Origin of the sequence: Nocardia otitidiscaviarum NBRC 14405, assembly GCF_000308635.1 — a bacterium.
Taxonomy (GTDB): domain Bacteria; phylum Actinomycetota; class Actinomycetes; order Mycobacteriales; family Mycobacteriaceae; genus Nocardia; species Nocardia otitidiscaviarum.
In genome coordinates this window covers 287,202-307,308 of sequence record NZ_BAGD01000081.1, presented here as the reverse complement: position 1 = coordinate 307,308, position 20,107 = coordinate 287,202, and the positions used below count along the sequence as shown (strand labels likewise).

At 68.4% G+C, this 20,107-nt stretch carries 15 protein-coding genes and 1 pseudogene; 9 read left to right on the top strand and 7 right to left on the bottom strand.

The window, feature by feature from the left end:
• Together ON31_RS18040 and ON31_RS18035 are read right to left on the bottom strand one after the other, a co-directional pair.
• Nucleotides 1–491: pseudogene (locus ON31_RS18040) on the bottom strand (hypothetical protein); the annotation flags it as partial.
• Nucleotides 488–817, bottom strand: coding sequence for a type VII secretion target (locus tag ON31_RS18035; RefSeq protein WP_029924340.1), 330 nt, complete (start codon nucleotides 815–817; stop codon nucleotides 488–490). The gene ON31_RS18035 and the pseudogene ON31_RS18040, both read right to left, overlap by 4 nt.
• Nucleotides 818–953: 136 nt before the next feature.
• Between ON31_RS18035 and ON31_RS18030 the strand changes: the two genes are divergently transcribed.
• The 4 genes from ON31_RS18030 (at nucleotide 954) to ON31_RS18015 (ending at nucleotide 6,183) form a co-directional block, all read left to right on the top strand.
• Nucleotides 954–1,946 (top strand): NAD-dependent epimerase/dehydratase family protein, encoded by a 993-nt coding sequence (locus ON31_RS18030; RefSeq protein ID WP_039815032.1) that lies wholly within the window; start codon nucleotides 954–956, stop codon nucleotides 1,944–1,946.
• A 31-nt stretch (nucleotides 1,947–1,977) separates the two neighbouring features.
• Nucleotides 1,978–3,018 carry an Rv2578c family radical SAM protein gene (locus tag ON31_RS18025; protein ID WP_039815031.1) on the top strand — a complete coding sequence of 347 codons (1,041 nt, stop codon included), beginning with the start codon at nucleotides 1,978–1,980 and terminating at the stop codon, nucleotides 3,016–3,018.
• 157 nt (nucleotides 3,019–3,175) lie between these two features.
• Nucleotides 3,176–5,104, top strand: coding sequence for a 2-oxoacid:acceptor oxidoreductase subunit alpha (locus tag ON31_RS18020; RefSeq protein WP_039815195.1), 1,929 nt, complete (start codon nucleotides 3,176–3,178; stop codon nucleotides 5,102–5,104).
• Nucleotides 5,104–6,183 (top strand): 2-oxoacid:ferredoxin oxidoreductase subunit beta, encoded by a 1,080-nt coding sequence (locus ON31_RS18015; RefSeq protein ID WP_039815029.1) that lies wholly within the window; start codon nucleotides 5,104–5,106, stop codon nucleotides 6,181–6,183. Before ON31_RS18020 ends, ON31_RS18015 begins: the two co-directional genes overlap by 1 nt.
• A gap of 24 nt (nucleotides 6,184–6,207) precedes the next feature.
• Here the strand turns inward: ON31_RS18015 and ON31_RS18010 are convergent, their stop codons facing one another.
• Both ON31_RS18010 and ypfJ read right to left on the bottom strand, forming a co-directional pair.
• Nucleotides 6,208–6,798, bottom strand: coding sequence for a hypothetical protein (locus ON31_RS18010; protein ID WP_255222153.1), 591 nt, complete (start codon nucleotides 6,796–6,798; stop codon nucleotides 6,208–6,210).
• A 313-nt stretch (nucleotides 6,799–7,111) separates the two neighbouring features.
• Nucleotides 7,112–8,029: a KPN_02809 family neutral zinc metallopeptidase gene (ypfJ, locus tag ON31_RS18005; protein WP_039815025.1), complete on the bottom strand. Its 918-nt coding sequence runs from the start codon at nucleotides 8,027–8,029 to the stop codon at nucleotides 7,112–7,114.
• Nucleotides 8,030–8,219: 190 nt separating this feature from the next.
• Here ypfJ and aspS point away from each other — a divergent pair, with 190 nt between their 5' ends.
• Nucleotides 8,220–10,013: an aspartate--tRNA ligase gene (aspS, locus tag ON31_RS18000; RefSeq protein ID WP_039815023.1), complete on the top strand. Its 1,794-nt coding sequence runs from the start codon at nucleotides 8,220–8,222 to the stop codon at nucleotides 10,011–10,013.
• Nucleotides 10,014–10,068: 55 nt separating this feature from the next.
• Here the strand turns inward: aspS and ON31_RS36765 are convergent, their stop codons facing one another.
• Nucleotides 10,069–11,370: a DUF2189 domain-containing protein gene (locus ON31_RS36765; protein ID WP_147287156.1), complete on the bottom strand. Its 1,302-nt coding sequence runs from the start codon at nucleotides 11,368–11,370 to the stop codon at nucleotides 10,069–10,071.
• Between the two features lie 195 nt (nucleotides 11,371–11,565).
• On the opposite strand from ON31_RS36765, the gene ON31_RS17990 reads away from it, so the two are divergent.
• Complete coding sequence (locus ON31_RS17990; RefSeq protein ID WP_029924359.1) at nucleotides 11,566–12,735, top strand: phosphotransferase family protein; 1,170 nt, start codon at nucleotides 11,566–11,568, stop codon at nucleotides 12,733–12,735.
• Between the two features lie 78 nt (nucleotides 12,736–12,813).
• Here ON31_RS17990 and ON31_RS17985 read toward each other — a convergent pair whose 3' ends face one another.
• Nucleotides 12,814–14,469 carry an alkaline phosphatase D family protein gene (locus ON31_RS17985; RefSeq protein WP_255222152.1) on the bottom strand — a complete coding sequence of 552 codons (1,656 nt, stop codon included), beginning with the start codon at nucleotides 14,467–14,469 and terminating at the stop codon, nucleotides 12,814–12,816.
• A gap of 106 nt (nucleotides 14,470–14,575) precedes the next feature.
• On the opposite strand from ON31_RS17985, the gene ON31_RS17980 reads away from it, so the two are divergent.
• Together ON31_RS17980 and ON31_RS17975 are read left to right on the top strand one after the other, a co-directional pair.
• Nucleotides 14,576–15,922, top strand: a complete 1,347-nt coding sequence (locus tag ON31_RS17980; protein ID WP_051037416.1) for a replication-associated recombination protein A — start codon at nucleotides 14,576–14,578, stop codon at nucleotides 15,920–15,922.
• A gap of 131 nt (nucleotides 15,923–16,053) precedes the next feature.
• Complete coding sequence (locus ON31_RS17975; RefSeq protein ID WP_218007355.1) at nucleotides 16,054–16,629, top strand: Uma2 family endonuclease; 576 nt, start codon at nucleotides 16,054–16,056, stop codon at nucleotides 16,627–16,629.
• A 67-nt stretch (nucleotides 16,630–16,696) separates the two neighbouring features.
• Here the strand turns inward: ON31_RS17975 and ON31_RS17970 are convergent, their stop codons facing one another.
• Nucleotides 16,697–17,374, bottom strand: a complete 678-nt coding sequence (locus tag ON31_RS17970) for a CatB-related O-acetyltransferase (protein ID WP_218007345.1) — start codon at nucleotides 17,372–17,374, stop codon at nucleotides 16,697–16,699.
• A gap of 53 nt (nucleotides 17,375–17,427) precedes the next feature.
• On the opposite strand from ON31_RS17970, the gene alaS reads away from it, so the two are divergent.
• Nucleotides 17,428–20,097, top strand: a complete 2,670-nt coding sequence (gene alaS / locus ON31_RS17965) for an alanine--tRNA ligase (RefSeq protein ID WP_039815020.1) — start codon at nucleotides 17,428–17,430, stop codon at nucleotides 20,095–20,097.
• Nucleotides 20,098–20,107 lie beyond the last annotated feature (10 nt).

The following is a 20,107-nucleotide window of genomic DNA, read 5'->3' as shown; positions in this document are numbered from 1 at the left end:
GCCTGCGCGTCGGCGAGGGTGCCGGGCGGGTCGTTCAGCGCGCTGTCGAGCGCGGCGCGCACGCAGTCCAGCGTGCCGTGAGCGGAATCGAGCGCGGTTCGTCCGCCGTCGAGCACCCCCTGGGCGGAATCCAGGGCGGACCGGCCGTCGAGCACACCTTGGGCGGCGTCGAGTCCGGAAGTCCATCCGAGTATCCCGGAAGCGGCGTCGGGGCCGGGGTGTCCGCCGAGTACCGCCGTCGGCTCGGTGGCGGCCGTACCCGGCATTCCGGCCGGTATCCCGCCCGGAACCGGTGTCGCGCCCTGTTCGAATTCCTTGCGCGTAGTCAGATACGCGGGCGGCTCGAACGGTGCGATATCGGCGGGCAGCTGGAACAGCGGCACATCGGGAAGCGGCCCGCGCTGGCCGGTTCCGGCGGCGGGCATCGTCGCCACCGCCTCCCCGGCGGTCGAGGCGGGGCCGATCACGCCCGAGGGATCGACGGGGCTCATCCCTGTCCTCCGATCGCCGTGTCCATCCGGTCCAGACCGCCCGCGAACTCGCCGTCGGTGGTCTGGATGGCGGTCGCGGTTCCGGCGGCCACCTGCCCCAGGTGCGCGTAGCGCGCCGAGAGCGCGTTGACGTCCTTGCCGTGCAGCAGCTCCGCCACCGCGAACATGGCCAGATAGTCCGCGCCGATGAGCCCGAAGACGGGCGTCATGGCGGCGACATTGGCTACAGTGTCCAGGTTGCCCGCAGCAGCGATATCGCCCGCGACACCGTGCTGGGTCGTGGCGAAGGCGCGGACCGCTTCCGGATCCACCGAGAGTTCGGTCATGACTCGCCCCCCGATCGTCGTGGACAGATAGCGGTTCCGAATATATCGGACCGCGCCGACGAGCGCGCGTGGCCTATCCACAGGCAGGATGACTAGAACTTGTTGCAATTTAGAACAGGTTCTATATTCATTGTTCATGAAGGTCGCAGTCACCGGCGCCGCCGGGTTCCTTGGCACCAATTTGCTTCGCCTGCTTACCGATCGCGGACACGAGGTGACCGCCATCGATCGGGTCCGGCCCACCGGCGTCGCGGAACCGGGTGTCACCTGGGTGACCGGAGACGTGCTCGACCCCGCCTCCATGCGCACCGCGCTCGAGGGGGCCGAGGTGGTGTACCACCTGGTCGCGGTCATCACCCTGGCCCAGAAGAACGACCTCGCCTGGCGCATCAACACCGAGGGGGTGCGCGTGGTCGCCGAGGCCGCGCTCGCCGTCGGCGCGCGCCGGTTCGTGCACGCCAGCTCCATTCACGCGTTCAACCAGTACCAGTGCGGCGGCCGCATCGACGAGCGTACCGCGCGGTCCATCAGCCCGGACCTGCCGGTCTACGACCGGTCCAAATGGCAGGGCGAGGTCGAACTGCGCAAGGTCGTCGACAAGGGCCTCGATGCCGTGCTGTGCAATCCGACCGGTGTCTACGGCCCGGTCGACTACACCCGCTCGCGCATCAACGGCACCCTGCTCGACGCGTCCAAGGGTCGCGTCCCGGTCATGATCGGCGGCAGCTTCGATCTGGTCGACGTGCGCGATGTGGCCCTCGGCCTGGTGCTGGCCGGGGAACGCGGCCGGACCGGGGAGAACTACCTGATCACCGGCCATATGCAGACCATGTGGGATGTCACCCGGCTGGCCGCGGCCATCAATGGCAAGAAGGGGCCGCGCTTCCTGATTCCGGCGCAGGCCGTCTCGGCCGTCATGCCGGTGCTGGAACCGGTGGGCAAGCTCTTCGGCAGCGACATCCTGTCCAAGGCCGCCATGGGCGCCCTCATCTCCGCGCCCGTCGTGGACGGCACCAAGGCCAGGACCGAACTCGGCTATCAGCCGCGTCCGACCGAGGAGACGGTGCGCGATCTGATCGCCTTCGCCGACAACGAGCTCGGCAAGGTCGACACGCGGCAGATCGCTTGACAGTACCTAGAACACATGTTCGACTGGGAATGTGCGGTGGCAGAACCAGACCCTGGACGCCGATGACGGCGCGCTGCCGGGACTCGAGCGGGCTGGTCTCGTGCGCAGCGTACAGACTCCCGAGTTCGAGGGCATCACGTTCCACGAGGTGCTCTGCAAAAGCGCGCTGAACAAGCTCCCGGAGGGCGGCAGCATGCCGTTCAACTGGACCATCAATCCCATGCGCGGGTGTTCGCACGCGTGCCGCTACTGCTTCGCGCGCGGCTCGCACGAGTACCTGGACCTGGACGCGGGGCGGGATTTCGACAGCCAGATCGTCGTCAAGACGAATGTGGTGCCCGTCCTGCGCCGGGAGGTGCGCAAGCGCTCCTGGCGGCGGGAAACCGTTGCGCTGGGCTCGAATACGGACCCCTACCAGCGGGCCGAGGGGCGCTACCGGTTGATGCCCGGCATCATCTCCGCGCTCACCGAATCGGGCACGCCCTTCTCGATTCTCACCAAGGGCACGCTCATGCGGCGGGACCTGCCGCTGCTCACCCAGGCGGCGCAGCAGGTTCCCATCGATCTGGCGGTGTCGCTCGCCATCCTCGACGAGGATCTGCACCGCAGCCTGGAACCCGGCACGCCCTCGCCGCGGGCCCGCCTGGACCTCATCCGCGCGCTCGCCGACTCCGGATTCGCCGTGAATGTCATGGTGGCACCGGTGATTCCGTACCTCACCGACGGCAAGGCGCATCTGGACGCGCTGTTCGAGGCCATCGCCGACGCGGGCGCGGCCGGGGTCACCGCCTTCCCCATGCATCTGCGCGGCTCCACCCGCGACTGGTTCCTGGAATGGCTGGCCGCGGAGCATCCCGCGCTCATTCGACGCTACCGACAGCTGTACGGTCGCGGGAGCTCGGTGACACCCGAGTATTCTGCATGGCTGCGCGGCCGCATCGAGCCGCTGCTGGAGAAACACCGTTTGAACCGTGCACGTCCGGCCGAGCCCGAGCAACGGGCCGTCGCCGAATCCGCATCGCGGCCCGCCGCGGAGCGGACGCCCGACCGGCAACTGGCGCTGTTCGCCTGATCCGGCTGAGATTCACCAGAACAACCGCTCGATTTCGCGGGTGTGTCGCGAATACAGCGGAGTAGTTTGGCGTTGATACCTCACAGCGACGAGGAAGTGATGCAGGCGCATGGTTTCGCAGCACGACGATGAACCCCTGGCACCCGCCGGATCTCCGATGCCCGCGTCCGGAAACGGCGGCGTCACAGAGAAATTGGAAAGGGTGGTAATTCGCTTCGCCGGCGACTCCGGTGACGGTATGCAACTCACCGGTGATCGATTCACCCACGAGGCCGCCGCCTTCGGCAACGATCTCGCCACCCAGCCCAACTTCCCCGCCGAGATCCGAGCGCCGCAGGGCACGCTGCCGGGTGTTTCGTCGTTCCAGATCCAGATCGCCGACTACGACATCCTCACCGCCGGTGACCAGCCCGATGTGCTGGTGGCGATGAATCCCGCGGCGCTCAAGGCGAATCTGGAGGAGTTGGCGCGCGGCGCCACCGTCATTGTCAATACCGACGAGTTCACCAAGCGGAATCTGGCCAAGGTCGGCTACAGCGGCGATCCGCTCGCCGATGACACGCTGTCGGATTTCGTGGTGCACCGGGTAGCCATGACCTCGCTGACGCTCGGCGCGACCGAACCGACCGGTATTGGAAAGAAGGACGGGCAGCGCGCCAAGAATATGTTCGCGCTCGGTTTGCTGTCCTGGATGTACGGGCGGCCGATCAGTGGAACCGAACAGTTCATCCGGGAGAAATTCGCCGCCAAACCCGAGGTGGCGGAAGCAAATATTCTCGCAATTCGGGCGGGCTGGAATTACGGCGAAACCACCGAGGCATTCGCGAGCACCTACGAGGTTGCCCCGGCGACGCTGCCGCCCGGCACCTACCGACAGATCACCGGCAATACCGCCCTGGCCTACGGCATCGTGGCGGCGGGGCAACTGGCCGGTTTACCGGTCTTCCTGGGCACCTACCCCATCACCCCGGCCTCCGACATCCTGCACGAACTGAGCAAGCACAAGAACTTCGGCGTCACCACCTTCCAGGCCGAGGACGAGATCGCTGGAATCGGTGCGGCGCTGGGCGCTTCGATCGGCGGCGCGCTGGGGGTGACCAGCACCTCCGGCCCCGGTCTGGCGCTCAAGAGCGAAACCGTCGGACTGGCCGTCATGACCGAGGTGCCGCTGCTCATCGTGGACGTGCAGCGCGGTGGACCGTCCACCGGCCTGCCGACCAAGACCGAGCAGGCCGATCTGCTCCAGGCGCTCTACGGGCGCAATGGCGAATCGCCGGTGGCGGTGCTGGCGCCACGCTCACCCGCCGACTGCTTCGATACCGCCGTACAGGCGGCGCGCATCGCGCTGACCTATCGCACCCCGGTGCTGCTGCTGTCCGACGGGGCCATCGCCAACGGGTCGGAGCCGTGGGCGATTCCGCGGGTGTCGGACCTGCCGCGCATCGATCCCGGATTCGAACCCGATGCCGAGGACGAGGGCGGGTTCCAGCCCTACGCCCGCGATCCCGAAACCCTGGCCCGCCCGTTCGCCGTTCCGGGCACCAACGGCCGGGCGCACCGCATCGGCGGTCTCGAAAAGGCCGACGGCAGCGGCAATATTTCCTATGACCCGGCCAATCACGAGCTCATGGTCCGGTTGCGGCAGGCCAAGATCGACGGCATCACCGTGCCCGATCTCGAGGTCGACGACCCGGACGGGCGCGCCGAACTGCTGCTCATCGGATGGGGCAGTTCCTACGGGCCGATCGGCGAGGCGTGCCGCCGGGCGCGCCGCCGCGGCGTACCGGTGGCGCAGGCGCATCTGCGGTATCTGAATCCCTTCCCCGCCAATCTCGGTGAGGTGCTGGGCCGCTATCGCACGGTGGTCGCGCCGGAGATGAACGGCGGTCAGCTCGCCCTGCTGCTGCGGGCGAAATACCTGGTGGACGTGCAGCCCTGGACCAAGATCGCCGGAACCGCGTTCTCGGCGCAGGAACTGGTCGGCGTGATCGACGCGGCACTGGACGGATCCATCGCGGAGATGGAACAGGACAAGGCTTTCGCCGCACGGGCGCGGGCCACCTACCGCACCCCAGGGGGTAAGTGATGACCATTGTCGAGAATCCGTTCGTCGGAACCGATCTGGGGCTCACCGGCCTGTCCGGCGTGCCCGCCGCCGACCGACCGCAGAAGGTCAAGGAGTTCACCTCCGATCAGGAGGTGCGCTGGTGCCCCGGCTGCGGCGACTACGTGATCCTGGCGACCGTGCGCGGTTTCCTGGCCGAACTCGGTTTGCGGCGCGAGAACCTCATGTTCGTCTCGGGGATCGGCTGCTCCAGCCGCTTTCCGTACTACCTGGAAGCCTATGGGCTGCACTCGATCCACGGCCGCGCCCCGGCCATCGCCACCGGACTGGCGGTGACGCGGCCCGATCTGTCGGTCTGGGTGGTGACCGGTGACGGCGACGCGCTCTCCATCGGAGGCAATCACCTCATCCACGCGCTGCGGCGCAATGTGAACATGACGATCCTGCTGTTCAACAACCGGATCTACGGGCTCACCAAGGGGCAGTACTCGCCGACCTCGGAAACCGGCAAGATCACCAAGTCCACTCCGATGGGCTCGGTCGACCACCCCTTCAACACGCTGTCGGTGGCGCTGGGCGCCGAGGCCACCTTCGCCGCCCGCGCCCTGGACTCCGACCGCGCCGGACTCACCGAGGTGCTGCGCGCGGCGGCCGAACACCGGGGCACCTCCTTCGTGGAGATCCTCCAGGACTGCCCGATCTTCAACGACGGCTCCTTCGACAATCTGCGCAAGGAGAACGCCGCCGCCCACCTCGTTCCGCTGCGCCACGGCGAACCGATCCGCTTCGGCGCCGACGGTGAGATGGCGGTGGTGCGCAATGGTTTCGGGCTGTGCGTTGCCCGCGCCGACAGTGTCGCCGAGGCCGATATCGTCGTCCACGACGCCTACACCGACAGCCCCGAATACGCCTACGCCCTCTCCCGGTTGTCCGATCAGGACCTCTCGCACGTGGTCACCGGCGTATTCCGGAGCGTCTCCCGGCCGACCTACGACGACGGCGTGCGCGCCCAGGCCGAGACGGCCCGGGAACGCAAGCCGGTGGACGACGACGCCCTGCAGAGTCTGCTCACCGGTCGCGAAACCTGGACCGTCGGATAGCGTTTCAGCGGTCGGACAGCGGTTTCAGCGGTCGGCGACGAAGGCGTCGAGGAGTTTCTCCGACAGTGTGGCGAACCGGGTGCGGTTCGCCCGCTGCTCCTCGGTGAGGCCGTCGGTGGTCTCTGGGTCGTAGACGATGACGTGCGCGTCCTGATCCGGCTGCTGCGGGGTGTAGTCGAGAATCATGCTGCTCTGGTTGGAGACACCCGCATTCCCCATATCCAGGGTGGTCAGCGCCCGCGTCTCGGTGATCGCGGCCGTGACCACCTCCTGCGGAATGGTGCCGGTGATCTCCTGCGGCGGGGTGTTCGCGCTCCGATCCGGATCGGCGGCATCCGGACGCCGAATCGCCCGCCCGTCGGCCTGCACCTCGAGCAGCGGCCGCAGATCGGTGCGCCCGATGAGCCAGCCGTTCGGGATCGACGTGAGCGTGAACAGCATCGGACCTGTGACGGGCGCCGGTGCCGCCGGAGCCACGGGCGACGCCGGCGCCGGTTCCTGCGCACCGCCCACCCCACCGCCCACCGCGAGCGCGGCGGCGGTCACCACGACCGCCGCCACCGACCGCAACACGTTCCGCCGCCCGAAAAGTCCTGTAGCCCCGCGTATTCCCATGAACCAATCCCTCCGTACCGGCGAACCTCCCGCCCGCCGACGGTGATTGTCCACCGAAGGACCGCCACCCCGCGACGCGGGTACGCCTCGCCCCGCAACCCGAGTACGCCTTGCTGCGCGATCCGGGTACGGCTGGCCCCACTTGGAGCGCTGCCGACTCACAAGCTTTCCCGATCGACACGCGACAACTGATCTCGCACCGATTGGGGTAACTCGGCGGGTACGTCCAGAATCGGATCGGCAGATGACCGCCGGCACGCGTGCATGCGTGTCAACGGCTCTCAGCCGTGCGCTGAAGTCGCGGGGAGGCGGATCAGGCGGGTGGGTTGCGCAGGTCGCGGGCTGAATAGGTGTCGCAGGCCGCGACTTGGCCGGTCTTGTATCCGGCGAGGAACCACTTCTGGCGTTCCTCGGCCGAACCGTGCGTCCACGCTTCGGGATTCACGCGGCCGGTGGCCTGCTCCTGGATGCGGTCGTCGCCGACGGCCGCCGCGGCGGAGAGGGCGTCGTCGATGTCCTGGTCGGTGAGTGGTTTCAGGAAGGGCTGGGTGCTGCCGGGCGCGTTCTGCTTGTCGGCGTAGTAGGCCCAGACGCCGGCGTAGCAGTCGGCCTGGAGTTCGGTGCGCACGGCGCCCGATTCGGGGCCGCGGGGGTCGCGCTGGGCGCGGCCGAGGTCGCCGAGCAGATTCTGGATGTGGTGTCCGAACTCGTGGGCGACCACGTACTCCTGGGCGAGCGGGCCGGTGCTAGCGCCGAAGCGAGTGCTGAGTTCCTGGAAGAACGCGGTGTCGAAGTAGGCGGTCTGGTCGGCGGGGCAGTAGAACGGGCCGACGGCGGAGGACGCCTGCCCGCAGCCGGTGTTCACCACGCCGGAGAACAGCCGCACCGCCGGTTCGGTGTAGCGGCGGCCGGTCTGCTGGCCCAGTTCGTCGTCCCACACCGCGTCCAGGCTCTGCACGGTCAGCACCACCCGGCAGTCGACGTACCTGTTGGCGTCCGCGCCGGTGCGGCAGTGTTCCGGCGTCCCCGCCACACCCTGGTCGGTCTGCCCGTTCTCCGCGCCGGTGAACTGGCCGAGCACCGATCCCGGATCGCCGCCGAGCAGCAGCGTCACCACCAGTGCGATGAGACCAACCGCACCACCGCCCAGGACCAGCCCGCCGCCCATGCCGGGACCGCCGCCGGAGGAGACCCGGTCCGGGTCGATCTGCATACCTTCGTTGAAGGTCATCGTGCTAGCTCCCGTCTGCGGTCGCCTCGATACTGCGGCAGGACATGAGGATTGAGCGGATCGGAAATCCGCCGTCTTACAGCTTGGCACGGGGAGGCGGATATCGGTTTCCACTCCGGCGACGTGTCTCTCTACGATGGACCCGGCGCCTGTCACTCTCCGGCGCCTCGAATCCGTCGAAAGGACTCCCGTGCTGCGCACCCACTTGGCTGGTTCGCTGCGAAGCGAGCACGCCGGTCAGACCGTCACCCTCACCGGTTGGGTGGCCCGGCGGCGAGACCACGGTGGCGTGATCTTCATCGATCTGCGCGACGCGTCGGGTGTCTCGCAGGCGGTGTTCCGGGAGGGCGAGCCCGCCGAGCAGGCGCACAAGCTGCGCAACGAGTACTGCGTGCGGATCACCGGCGTGGTCGAGGACCGGCCCGAGGGCAGCGGCAACCCGAACCTGCCGACCGGGCAGATCGAGGTGAACGTCAGCGAACTCGAGGTGCTCAACGAGGCCGCGCCGCTGCCGTTCCAACTCGACGAGACCCCCGGTGAGGAAGCTCGGCTCAAGTACCGCTACCTGGACCTGCGCCGCGAAGGGCCCGGACATGCCATCCGGCTGCGGTCCAAGGTCAACGCCGCCGCCCGCGACGTGCTGGCCAAGCATGCCTTCGTCGAGGTCGAGACGCCGACCATGACCCGGTCCACCCCGGAGGGCGCGCGCGACTTCCTGGTGCCCGCCCGCTTGCAGCCGGGCAAGTTCTACGCGCTGCCGCAGAGCCCGCAGCTGTTCAAGCAGCTGCTCATGGTGGCCGGTGTCGAGCGGTACTACCAGATCGCGCGCTGCTACCGCGACGAGGACTTCCGCGCCGACCGGCAGCCGGAGTTCACCCAGCTCGACATCGAGATGAGCTTCGTCACCCAGGAGGATGTGATCCTGCTGGCCGAAGACATCCTGGTGGCGCTGTGGAAGCTCATCGGCCACGAGATCGCGACGCCGATCCCGCACATGACCTACGCCGAGGCCATGCGCCGCTTCGGCACCGACAAGCCGGACCTGCGCTTCGGCGTCGAGATCACCGAGATGGCGGAGTACTTCAAGGACACGCCGTTCCGGGTGTTCCAGTCGCCGTACGTGGGCGCGGTGGTCATGCCCGGCGGGGCGAGCCAGCCGCGGCGCCAGCTCGACGCCTGGCAGGAGTGGGCCAAGCAGCGCGGTGCGAAGGGCCTGGCCTATGTGCTGATCGGCGAGGACGGCGAACTCAGCGGTCCGGTGGCAAAGAACCTGAGCGAGGCCGAGCGCGAGGGCCTGGCCAAGTTCGTGGGCGCGAACCCGGGCGACTGCGTGTTCTTCGCCGCCGGTGAGGCCAAGTCCAGCCGGGCCCTGCTGGGTGCGGCGCGCGGGGAGATCGCCCGCAAGTGCGGTCTCATCGACGAGAACGAGTGGGCCTTCGTCTGGGTGGTGGACGCGCCCATGTTCGAGCCCGCCGCCGACGCCACCGCCAGCGGCGATGTGGCGCTGGGGCATTCGGCCTGGACCGCGGTGCACCATGCCTTCACCTCGCCCAAGCCGGAGTTCCTGGACACCTTCGACACCGATCCGGGCGCGGCGCTGGCCTACGCCTACGACATCGTCTGCAACGGCAACGAGATCGGCGGCGGCTCCATCCGCATCCACCGCGGTGACGTGCAGGAGCGGGTGTTCAAGGTGATGGGCATCAGCCACGAGGAGGCGCAGGAGAAGTTCGGCTTCCTGCTCGACGCCTTCCAGTACGGCGCCCCGCCGCACGGCGGCATCGCCTTCGGCTGGGACCGCATCACCGCCCTGCTCGCCGGCGTCGACTCCATCCGCGAGGTCATCGCCTTCCCCAAGTCCGGCGGCGGCGTCGACCCCCTCACCGACGCCCCCACCCCGATCACCCCGCAGCAGCGCAAGGAAGCGGGCCTGGACGTGAAGGTCGACGAGAACGGCGTCCCGATCGTCGAGGGCAAGAAGTAGCCGCTGCTCGCGGCCGAGAACGCGCGGTGGGTGCCCGGCACCCACCGCGCGTTTTCTACAGCGGGGCGACCAGGCCGCCGGTCAGGGTGCGGTAGGCGTAGGTGACGGCGATGGCCGATACCGGGCCCGCGATGAGTAGGCCCAGGCCGCAGAGGAGGGCGCCGATGGTGGTCATGACCGCGACGACCAGGGCCAGGAGCACGGTGGGGACCGGGTTGCGGATGACCAGTTGGGCGCTGGACTTGATCGCCTCGATGGGGCTCATGTCCTCGTCGATGACGAAGTTCAGGGCGAACATGCACAGCACGCCCACGATGACGGCCGGGAAGACGCAGGCCAGCGAGGCGAGGAAGCAGCCGACGAGGACGATCAGGGCGGTGAGCAGGACGTTGCCCGCGTTGACGAAGCCGAAGAAGGAAGGGAAATCGGTTGGGGTGCCGTCGGTTTCGTAAAGCGCGCCGCGGATCATGGCGGCCTGGAGCAGCCAGACCATGAGCGAGGCGATGGCGAAGACCAGCAGCACCACCGACAGCGATTGCACGTCGGCGATATTCACCAGCAGCACGACCACCAGGTAGGCGATCAGCCCGACCATGACGATGCCGAGCCACGGAACGGGATTGAGGCGGAACCGATCCCAGCCGTAGGCGATGGCGCGGCCGACGTCGAGCTTCTCGCCGGTGGCGTGGTGCGGTCCACCAGGCTGGGCGGAACCGACGGAACCCGGAGCACCCGGCGGCGGACCCGACGGGGTCGCGCCGGGCGGCATCGCGCCCGACTGGGCGGCGGCACCCGGTTGGGTCGGGGCACCGTAGGGCTGGCCCGCCCCGTACTGCTGGCCCGGGGCCTGGCCTGTCCCGTAGGGCTGCCCCGGGGCCTGGCTCGCCCCGTAAGGCTGCCCCGCGGGTTGGCCCGTGCCGTACGGCTGCTCCGCGCCGGGCTGGGGCGCAGCGCCGTAAGGCTGCCCCGCAGCGGGCTGGGACGGAGCGCCGTAGGGCTGCTGTCCGGTGCCGGGCTGCGGTGGCTGTCCCTGCGACGCGCCCGACTGCGGGGGTTGGCCGTAGCCGGGTGGCGGCGGCATACCGGGACCACTCGAACTGCCCTGCGACGGCATGGGTGGCGGCGGCTCCACGGGCTCGCTGCCGTACTGCGCCGCGCCCGGCCCCTCGAATTGGGGGTAGCCGCGCGGGCCCGGCATTTCGTGGCGGCCGTGCTCGGGACTGTTGCCCGCACCCGCCGAATGCGGTGTCGGCTCGGTGTTTTGATGGTGGCCGGAACGGGTGGGTTGCCGCTCGTCGCCCTTCTGTGAGGGTGTTTCGTCCGATTCTCTCGGTGTGTCGGGCGGTGTGCCGGTCATCGTCACGGACCTTTCACATTTACCGGTTTACGGTGTGGCGCACAGCAGTTGAAGATGAGACAACCGGACCGTAATGGTTGTGTCAAGCAACCAGCGCCGTGTGGGCAAACCCTTGACGCGGACACGCCGAACGACGCGCGAAAGGTTGCGCAACCGCTCGCTGAAAGTGACCTGGAGCGAGTAACTTGGGACGCGATGACCGCACTATTGGCCGAACGCGCCGCCGAAGTCGTGTCCGCGGCACAACAGTTGCTCACAAAGCGAATGGGTGCTCCGGTAAAGCTGAGTGATCCTATGGAACTCAGCGGTAGTGGTAGGACGACAGTCCTACGCGTGCGTGTTGCGGAGAACGCATTTTCACTTCCGCGAACCCTGATCATCAAGCAGGTTCGCGGTGCCGCGCAGGAGCGACGCACCGGAGGTATGGCCCCCGGTGTCGCCAGTATCGACTCGGCATTCCTCCGGGAGGCGGTGTCGTACCAGTTCACCACCGCACTCGGACGCGACCACCGGCCCGGGGCGTACCTACTCGGCTACAGCCTGCCCGACCGCCTGCTCATCCTGAGCGACCTCGGGGAGAACTCTCCGCTCACCGCGGTGCTCCAGGCCGGGCAGGAGCCCGCCGGGCGCAATGCCCTCATGGCATTCGCACAGGCGCTGGGCCGCATGCACGCCGCGACCGTGGGCCGCGAGGCCGATTTCGTCGCCCTGCTACGCCGTGTCGACGTGGTGCACCGTGTCGACGGCATCGCCCAGCAGGCCGAATCCGCCGTCGCCGAGGTGCCGCTCATGCTGCAGCGCGAACTCGGCATCGACGTGCCGGGTGAGATCGCCGAGCGCATCGTGCGCGGTAACCGGCTGTTCTCCGCGGGCCGCTACCGCGCGTTCAGCCCCTCCGACCTGTGCCCGGACAATGTGATCCTCAACGAGGAGGGCGCCCGGTTCCTCGACTACGAGTGGGGCGGCTTCCGCGACGCCACCCTCGATATCGCCTACGCCCTGGTCTCCTTCCCCGGCTGCCTGTGCGATGTCGAACTGTCCCGCGAACGCGCGCGGCAGATGGTGGAGGCGTGGCGCTCCGAGGTGGTGGCGGTCTGGCCCTCGCTCGCCGACGACGAGGTGCTGGCCGAGCGAATTCTCGAGGCCCGGCTCATCTGGGTGTGGCTGTCGACCTACTGGTTCCTGCCCGCCGACCACACCCGCATCGCGGCCGCGCGCGAACACGGACTCTCGATACCGCGCTCCGCCGCCCTGATCAACCGCTGGGCCGCCCTGGCCGAGGACGCCCGCTGCATCGGCGACGACACCCTCGGCGACTTCGCCGAACATGTCTCGGCGACGCTCGAGGAGCACTGGGAGGAGTAGGGCGTTCGGATCGCCCGCCGCCCGGCGGGCTCCGCTCAGCTCGTCCCCGCTGCGCGCGGCGGGCGGGCCGCACCGGCGTCAGTCGAGCAGCGGCGCGGTGCGTGGCTCGATCCGTCCGCCTCGACGGACGGCGAACGAAGCGCCGTGGCGCACACCGGTATTCGGGTCGGCCACATCGCCGACGTAGAACCAGTCCATCTGCGCCTGCTCGGCGTCCACATGCAGCACGCCGTATCCGTGTGAATCCACCTCGACGTAGCGCAGGTGCCGGTTCACCGATTGCAGCGCGCCCTCGGCGGCCACCGAGACGGTGCGCGGCGGGGTCCGCATGATGTCGCCGACACTCTGCGAGGTCACCGACGGTACGACGAACTCCGCGCCCGCCGTGGGGCTCGCCGGGTAGGTGGCCGCGTCCAGCGGCAGGTCGGCGGCCCAGGAGGAATGGATATCGCCGGTCAGGAAGACCACATCGCCGACCTGGTTGTCGGTGATCGCGGTGAGCAGGCGCTTGCGGTCGGCGGTGTAGCCGTCCCACTGGTCCAGGTTGGCGGGAATGCCGCCCTCCGGAATGCCGATCAGCTGGGTGAGCGCGGCAGTGGTGGCCGGATCCAGCGGCGGGAAGACCAGGGGCGCGATCATGACCGGATTGCCGACCAGCTTCCAGGTCACCGGCGCGGACACCAAACCATTGGTGACCCAATCCATTTGGGCCGGGCCGGTGATGCTGCGGTCGGGAGCGTCCACCTGTCGCCAGCCGGGGCCCGCCTGCACCTGCTGTGTGCGGTAGCTGCGCAGATCCAGCATGGACAGTTCGGCCAGCGTGCCGAATCGCAGCCGCCGGTAGAGGCGGCCGTCGGCGCCCGCGCGCACCGGCATCCATTCCAGATACGCCTGGAGCGCGGCCGCCCGCCGCTGCTGCCAGTCGCCCTCCGCACCCGGTGTGTGGTTCTCGGCACCACCCGCCCACGCGTCGTTGGCGGTCTCGTGGTCGTCCCAGATACAGATGAACGGCAATGCGGCGTGCAGGTTCGTCAGATCGGGGTCGGTCTTGTACTGGGCGTGGCGAATGCGATAGTCGGCCAGCGAGACGATTTCGTGCGCGGGCTGGTGCAGCCGCGCGGAGCCGAGTCGGCCACCGTACTTGCCCGCCGCGTATTCGTAGAGATAGTCGCCGAGATGGACGATGGCGTCCAGATCGGTGCGGGCGGTCAGATGCCGGTAGGCGCCGAAGAAACCGGCCTCCCAGTTGGCGCAGGAGACGACGCCGAAGCGCAGCCGGTCGGGGGTGTCGCCGGTGGCGGGGGCGGTGCGCGTGCGGCCGACCGGCGAGGTCTGATCCAGGGCGGTGAAGCGGTAGTGGTAGTCGCGACCGGCGGCCAGGCCCGAGACGTCCACCTTCACGGTGTGATCGGAATCGGCGGTGGCCGTGTGGGTTCCGGAGGCGACGACGGTACCGAACCCCTCGTCGGTGGCCACCTCCCAGCGGACCCGCACCGGCTCGCCCACGCCGGAACCGGGCGTGGCCGCGGCCGACGGGGTGACGCGGGTCCACAGGATCACCCGGTCCGGCAGCGGATCCCCGGAGGCCAGACCGTGCTGGAACACCGGATGTTCGGCGCGGGCCGTGGCACTGGTGAGCAGGGTGGCCGCGACCGCCGCGGTACTGCCGGTGAGGACGGTGCGTCGGTCGAGGCGGGCGGAGTTGATCTCGGGGAGAGGCACGGCAACGATCACACCCGATCGGTATGCCCGAGGCAAACTTGGACACGTGAACAGTCGGTGACGGGGCGCGGACCTGCGCGTGGCGGATGTGTCGGGGCGCCTCGGTAGGGTTTCGCCTGTGAGTGAAGGGCTGTTCGACGCGCCAGGGGCCGAGCCGGTGTCCGACGAGTACACGTCGTCCTCGCCCACCGCCGACCGCTTCGCACCCCTGGCCGTGCGCATGCGGCCGCGGAGTCTGGACGAAGTGGTCGGGCAGCGGCATCTGCTCGGCGCGGGCTCACCGCTGCGCCGGCTCATCGAGGGATCCGGTGCGGCCTCGGTCCTGCTGTTCGGCCCGCCCGGCACCGGCAAGACCACCCTCGCCTCGCTCATCTCGCAGGCCACCGGGCGGCGCTTCGAGGCGCTGTCCGCGCTGTCGGCGGGGGTCAAGGAGGTACGCGCGGTCATCGACGTGGCGCGGCGGCGGCTGCTGCACGGCGAGCAGACCGTGCTGTTCATCGACGAGGTGCACCGGTTCTCCAAGACCCAGCAGGACGCCCTGCTCGCCGCCGTCGAGAACCGCATCGTGCTGCTGGTCGGCGCGACCACCGAGAATCCGTCGTTCTCCGTGGTGTCACCGCTGCTGTCGCGTTCGCTGGTGCTGCAACTGCAATCCCTCACCGCCGACGAGGTGCGCGAGGTGCTGCGCCGGGCGACCGCCGATCCACGCGGCCTGGCGGGGGAGTACACCGTCACCGACGCGGCGCTCGACCACATCGTGCGCATCGCGGGCGGCGACGCGCGGCGGGCGCTCACCGCCCTGGAAGCCTCCGCCGAATCCTCACTGGACGGCACCGTCGACGTGGACCTGGTGGAGGCCAGCGTCGACAAGGCCGCCGTCCGCTACGACCGCGCCGGTGACCAGCACTACGACGTGATCAGTGCCTTCATCAAATCGCTGCGCGGCTCCGATGTGGACGCGGCCCTGCACTATCTGGCCCGCATGATCACCGCGGGCGAGGATCCGCGATTTATCGCCCGCCGCTTGATGATCCAGGCCAGCGAGGAGGTCGGCATGGCCGACCCCACCGCCCTGCAGACCGCGGTGGCGGCGGCCCAGGTCGTCCAACTCGTCGGCATGCCGGAAGCACAACTCGCGCTCACCCAGGCCACCATCCACATCGCCACCGCCCCCAAATCCGGCGGCGTGGTCAAGGCCATCGGCAAGGCCATGTCCGACATCTCCGCGGGCAAGGCGGGCGCGGTGCCCCCGCACCTGCGCGACGGCCACTACTCCGGAGCCAAGGCTCTCGGAAACGCCCAGGGCTACAAATACCCCCACGACCATCCCGACGGTGTCCTCACCCAGCAGTACCCACCCGACGAACTGATCGGCGTCGACTACTACGAACCCACCGACCACGGCTACGAGCGCGAGATCGGCCCCCGCGTCACCAAACTCCGCCGCATCGTCCGCGGCAGGTGACCGAGTCGCGTGTCCAGCGTGTCGCCGTGGCGAGCCGTTGTGAAAGACTGTCTTCGCAGCACACTGGGGCATACGGTGGCCGTGTCGACAATCCGATGCGGCCGACGGAATGGAGGGTTTCGGTGACCGCCATGGCTGACCGACCGCAGATGCTCGTCGAGGATTTCGAAGAACTTGCGCGACTCGCCCAGCAAGCGGGTGAGGGGATCAGGCTCGAATTCATCTACGGCAAGCTGGGGGTCAAGCCGGTGCCCGACGGCGATCATGTCGAGATAGTCCAGTGGCTGATGGAACACGTCTTCCAGCAGCGGCCCGATCTGTCGATCTATCCGGGAAACGAGTTGAAGGTCGAGGCGTATCGAGGAGGCCGGGCAATTCCCGACGCGGTCATCGCGCCGAAGCGTTCGTTCGCAGGTCAACCGCTCTGGAAGAATCCGGATCCAGTTCTGTTGGCTGCGGAGGTAACGTCATTTGATTCGGATACCGACCGTCGTGACCGCGTGCAGAAGCCGCGTGCCTACGCGGAAACGGGAATCCCGGTGTACCTCTTGATCGACCGTGACGCTGCGGAAGTCGTGGTGTACAGCCGACCGGTCCGGTCGGTGTACTCCTCGATCATTCGTCTCCCGTTCGGTGAGCGAGTCGAACTGCCGGAGCCGATCGGAATCACGCTGGATACCGAGCCGTTGAAGGATTTCGTCCGCTGAGGCGATGCGTGTCCGATGCCCGTACACGGAGCGTGGGTAGGCATCGGCGGCATCGCTGGCGCATGTGTTACGGCGTGATCAGCCCGTTCTCGACCGCGATCTTCTCGATGTCACGCGGGGTGCCCGCCATGATGGCGCGCACGTGCGTCGTGATGAGTTCGACCGGCCAATTCCACCAGGCCGCGCGGAGCAGGCGGGCGACGTCCTCGTCGGGGTAGCGCTGTTTGACCGGTTGGGCCGGGTTGCCGCCGACGATGGTGTAGGGCGGGACGTCGGTGGTGACGACCGCGCCGGTGGCGATGACGGCGCCGTCGCCGATGCGGACGCCGGGCATGATCAGGGTGTTGTAGCCGAACCAGACGTCATTGCCGACGACGGTGTCGCCCTTGCTGGGGATGGACGTGATGATGTCCATGGTCTCCTCGGCCCAGGTGCCGCCGAAGATGGTGAAGGGGAAGGTGGATACGCCCTGGGTGGGGTGGTTGGCCCCGGCCATGATGAAACGGGTGCCGGTGGCGATCGCGCAGAATTTGCCGATCACCAGTTTCTCCGGGCCGAAGGCGTAGAGCACATTGCGGTTCTCGAAGTCGGTGGCCGCGTCCGGGTCATCGAAGTAGGTGTACTCGCCGACCTCGATCTTGTCGGATTCGACGTGCGGCTTCAGAAAGACGGTCCGGTCGGTATGCGGCAGTGGAAAGGGCGCTGTTGGGTCCGGGATCACAGTCACCCCGGCGATGGTAGCCATCCGGCGGTGGTCGCCGAAAACCCGCTGGACCGGCAACGGTAGGCTGGATAGTTGTGCAGACCCACGAGATTCGACGGCGCTTCCTGGAGCATTTCGTTCGTGCCGGACACACCGAGGTACCCAGTGCCTCGCTGGTCCTGCCCGACCCCAACCTGCTGTTCGTCAATGCAGGCATGGTCCAGTTCAAGCCGTATTTCCTGGGCCAGGAGGCACCGCCGTACACCCGGGCGACCAGCGTGCAGAAGTGCGTGCGCACCGGTGACATCGAAGAGGTGGGCGTCACCACCCGGCACAACACGTTCTTCCAGATGGCCGGAAACTTCTCCTTCGGCGACTACTTCAAGGAGGGGGCCATCACCCTCGCCTGGGAGCTGATCACCAAGTCCCAGGAAGAAGGTGGCTTCGGCTTCGACCCCGAGCGTATCTGGGTCACCGCCTACGAATCCGATCCGGAGGCGGCCGAGATCTGGCACCGCGTCGCCGGTATCCCCACCGAGCGCATCCAGTTCCGCGACGGCAAGGACAACTACTGGGATATGGGCGTGCCCGGTCCCGGCGGCCCCTGCTCGGAGATCTACTACGACCGCGGTCCGGAATACGGTGCGGAAGGCGGCCCGGTCGCCGATGAGGACCGCTACCTCGAGATCTGGAACCTGGTGTTCATGCAGGACATCCGTGGTGAGCAGAGCCCCAAGCAGGGCTTCCCGCCGGTCGGATCGCTGCCCAAGAAGAACATCGACACCGGTATGGGCGTCGAGCGCGTCGCCATGCTGCTGCAGGGCGTGGAGAACGTCTACGAAACCGACCTGCTGCGCCCCATCATCGACAAGGCCGAGCAGTTGACCGGCCGCTCCTACGGCGTGGAGCACGCCGACGACGTGCGCTTCCGCGTCATCGCCGACCACGTGCGCAGCTCCGCCATGCTCATCGCCGACGGCGTGAACCCGGGCAATGACGGTCGTGGCTACGTGCTGCGCCGCCTGCTGCGCCGCATCGTGCGCTCGGCCCGCCTGCTCGGTGCGGAGAAGCCGGTGATGGCCGAATTCATGAAGGTCGTCAGCGATCTCATGGCGCCGTCGTATCCGGAGCTGTCCACCGACTACAAGCGCATCGAGACGGTGGCCGTCGGCGAGGAGACCGCCTTCCTCAAGACGCTGAACACCGGCTCCAGGCTGTTCGACGAGACCGTCGAACAGGTGAAGGCCCAGGGCGGCCGGAAGATCGCCGGTTCGGACGCCTTCACCCTGCACGACACCTACGGTTTCCCGATCGACCTGACCCTGGAGATGGCGTCGGAGGCCGGGCTCGAGGTGGACGAGGCGGGCTTCCGCTCGCTCATGGCCGAGCAGCGCCAGCGCGCCAAGGAGGACGCCGCCGCACGCAAGCACGCCCACGCCGACCTGTCCATCTACAAGGAACTGGTCGACCGCGGTGCGACCGAGTTCACCGGTTTCGACGAACTGACCTCGGAGGCAACGGTTCTCGCGCTCATCGCCGACGGCGTGCGGGTGCCGGTGGCCGAGGCGGGCACCGAGGTCGAGGTGATCCTGGACCGCAGCCCGCTCTATGCCGAGTCCGGCGGTCAGATCGCCGACCGCGGCACCATCACCTCCTCGCACGGGGTGAAGGTGCGCGTCAACGATGTGCAGAAGATCGCCAAGAAACTGTGGGTGCACAAGGCCACCGTCGAGGCCGGGCAGCTCACCGAGGGCGATGTGGTGCTGGCCCAGGCCGATCCGGCGTGGCGGCGCGGCGCGACCCAGGGCCATTCGGGCACCCATATGGTGCACGCGGCGCTGCGGCAGGTGCTCGGTCCCAACGCGGTGCAGGCCGGTTCGCTGAACAAGCCCGGCTATCTGCGTTTCGACTTCAACTGGCAGGGTCAGCTGTCCGAGCAGCAGAAGGCCGATATCGAGGCCGTGTCCAATGACGCGGTGGGCGCGGACTACGCGGTGAACACCTTCGTCACCGATCTGCCGAAGGCCAAACAGATGGGCGCGCTGGCGCTGTTCGGTGAGAACTACGGCGACGAGGTGCGTGTGGTGGAGATCGGCGGGCCGTTCTCCATGGAGCTGTGCGGCGGTACGCACGTGGCGCATTCCTCGCAGATCGGCCCGATCACCGTGCTCGGCGAGTCGTCGGTCGGTTCCGGTATCCGCCGCGTGGAAGCCTTCGTTGGCCTGGACTCGTACAAGTACCTGGCCAAGGAGCGGGCGCTGCTGGCCGGTGTGGCCTCCTCGCTGAAGGTGCCCTCGGAGGAGGTGCCCGCGCGGGTGGAGCAGCTGGTGGAGCGGCTCAAGGTGGCCGAGAAGGAACTCGAGCGCACCAAGATGGCCGCCGTGCTGTCGAGCGCGGGCACGTTCGTCGACGCCGCGCAGCGCGTGGGTGAGGTGCTGCTGGTCGCCGAGGCCGCGCCGGAGGGTGTGGGTGCGGGTGATCTGCGCACCCTGGTCTCCGATATCAAGGGCCGCTTCGGCAGCCAGCCCGCCGTGGTGGTGCTGCTGGGTAATGCCGAGGGCAAGGTGCCGTTCGTGGTCGCGGTGACCAAGGCCGCCCAGGAACTCGGCATTGCCGCCGGTGACCTGGTCGGCTCGTTCGGGCCGTCCATCGCCGGCCGCGGCGGCGGCAAGCCGGAGATGGCGCAGGGCGCGGGCTCGGACCCGTCGGGAATCGCGGCCGGGCTGGCCGCGGTGCGGGCACGGGTGGCCGAGCTCGCGGGCTGATGGCCGAATC

What these genes read in the sequence shown, in the direction of transcription:
- ON31_RS18035 (WP_029924340.1), bottom strand. Translation starts at nt 817, where the DNA reads ATGACCGAACTCTCGGTGGATCCGGAAGCGGTCCGCGCCTTCGCCACG.
- ON31_RS18030 (WP_039815032.1), top strand. Translation starts at nt 954, where the DNA reads ATGAAGGTCGCAGTCACCGGCGCCGCCGGGTTCCTTGGCACCAATTTG.
- ON31_RS18020 (WP_039815195.1), top strand. Translation starts at nt 3,176, where the DNA reads ATGCCCGCGTCCGGAAACGGCGGCGTCACAGAGAAATTGGAAAGGGTG.
- ON31_RS18015 (WP_039815029.1), top strand. Translation starts at nt 5,104, where the DNA reads ATGACCATTGTCGAGAATCCGTTCGTCGGAACCGATCTGGGGCTCACC.
- ON31_RS18010 (WP_255222153.1), bottom strand. Translation starts at nt 6,798, where the DNA reads ATGGGAATACGCGGGGCTACAGGACTTTTCGGGCGGCGGAACGTGTTG.
- ypfJ (WP_039815025.1), bottom strand. Translation starts at nt 8,029, where the DNA reads ATGACCTTCAACGAAGGTATGCAGATCGACCCGGACCGGGTCTCCTCC.
- ON31_RS36765 (WP_147287156.1), bottom strand. Translation starts at nt 11,370, where the DNA reads ATGACCGGCACACCGCCCGACACACCGAGAGAATCGGACGAAACACCC.
- ON31_RS17990 (WP_029924359.1), top strand. Translation starts at nt 11,566, where the DNA reads ATGACCGCACTATTGGCCGAACGCGCCGCCGAAGTCGTGTCCGCGGCA.
- ON31_RS17975 (WP_218007355.1), top strand. Translation starts at nt 16,054, where the DNA reads ATGGCTGACCGACCGCAGATGCTCGTCGAGGATTTCGAAGAACTTGCG.
- ON31_RS17970 (WP_218007345.1), bottom strand. Translation starts at nt 17,374, where the DNA reads ATGGCTACCATCGCCGGGGTGACTGTGATCCCGGACCCAACAGCGCCC.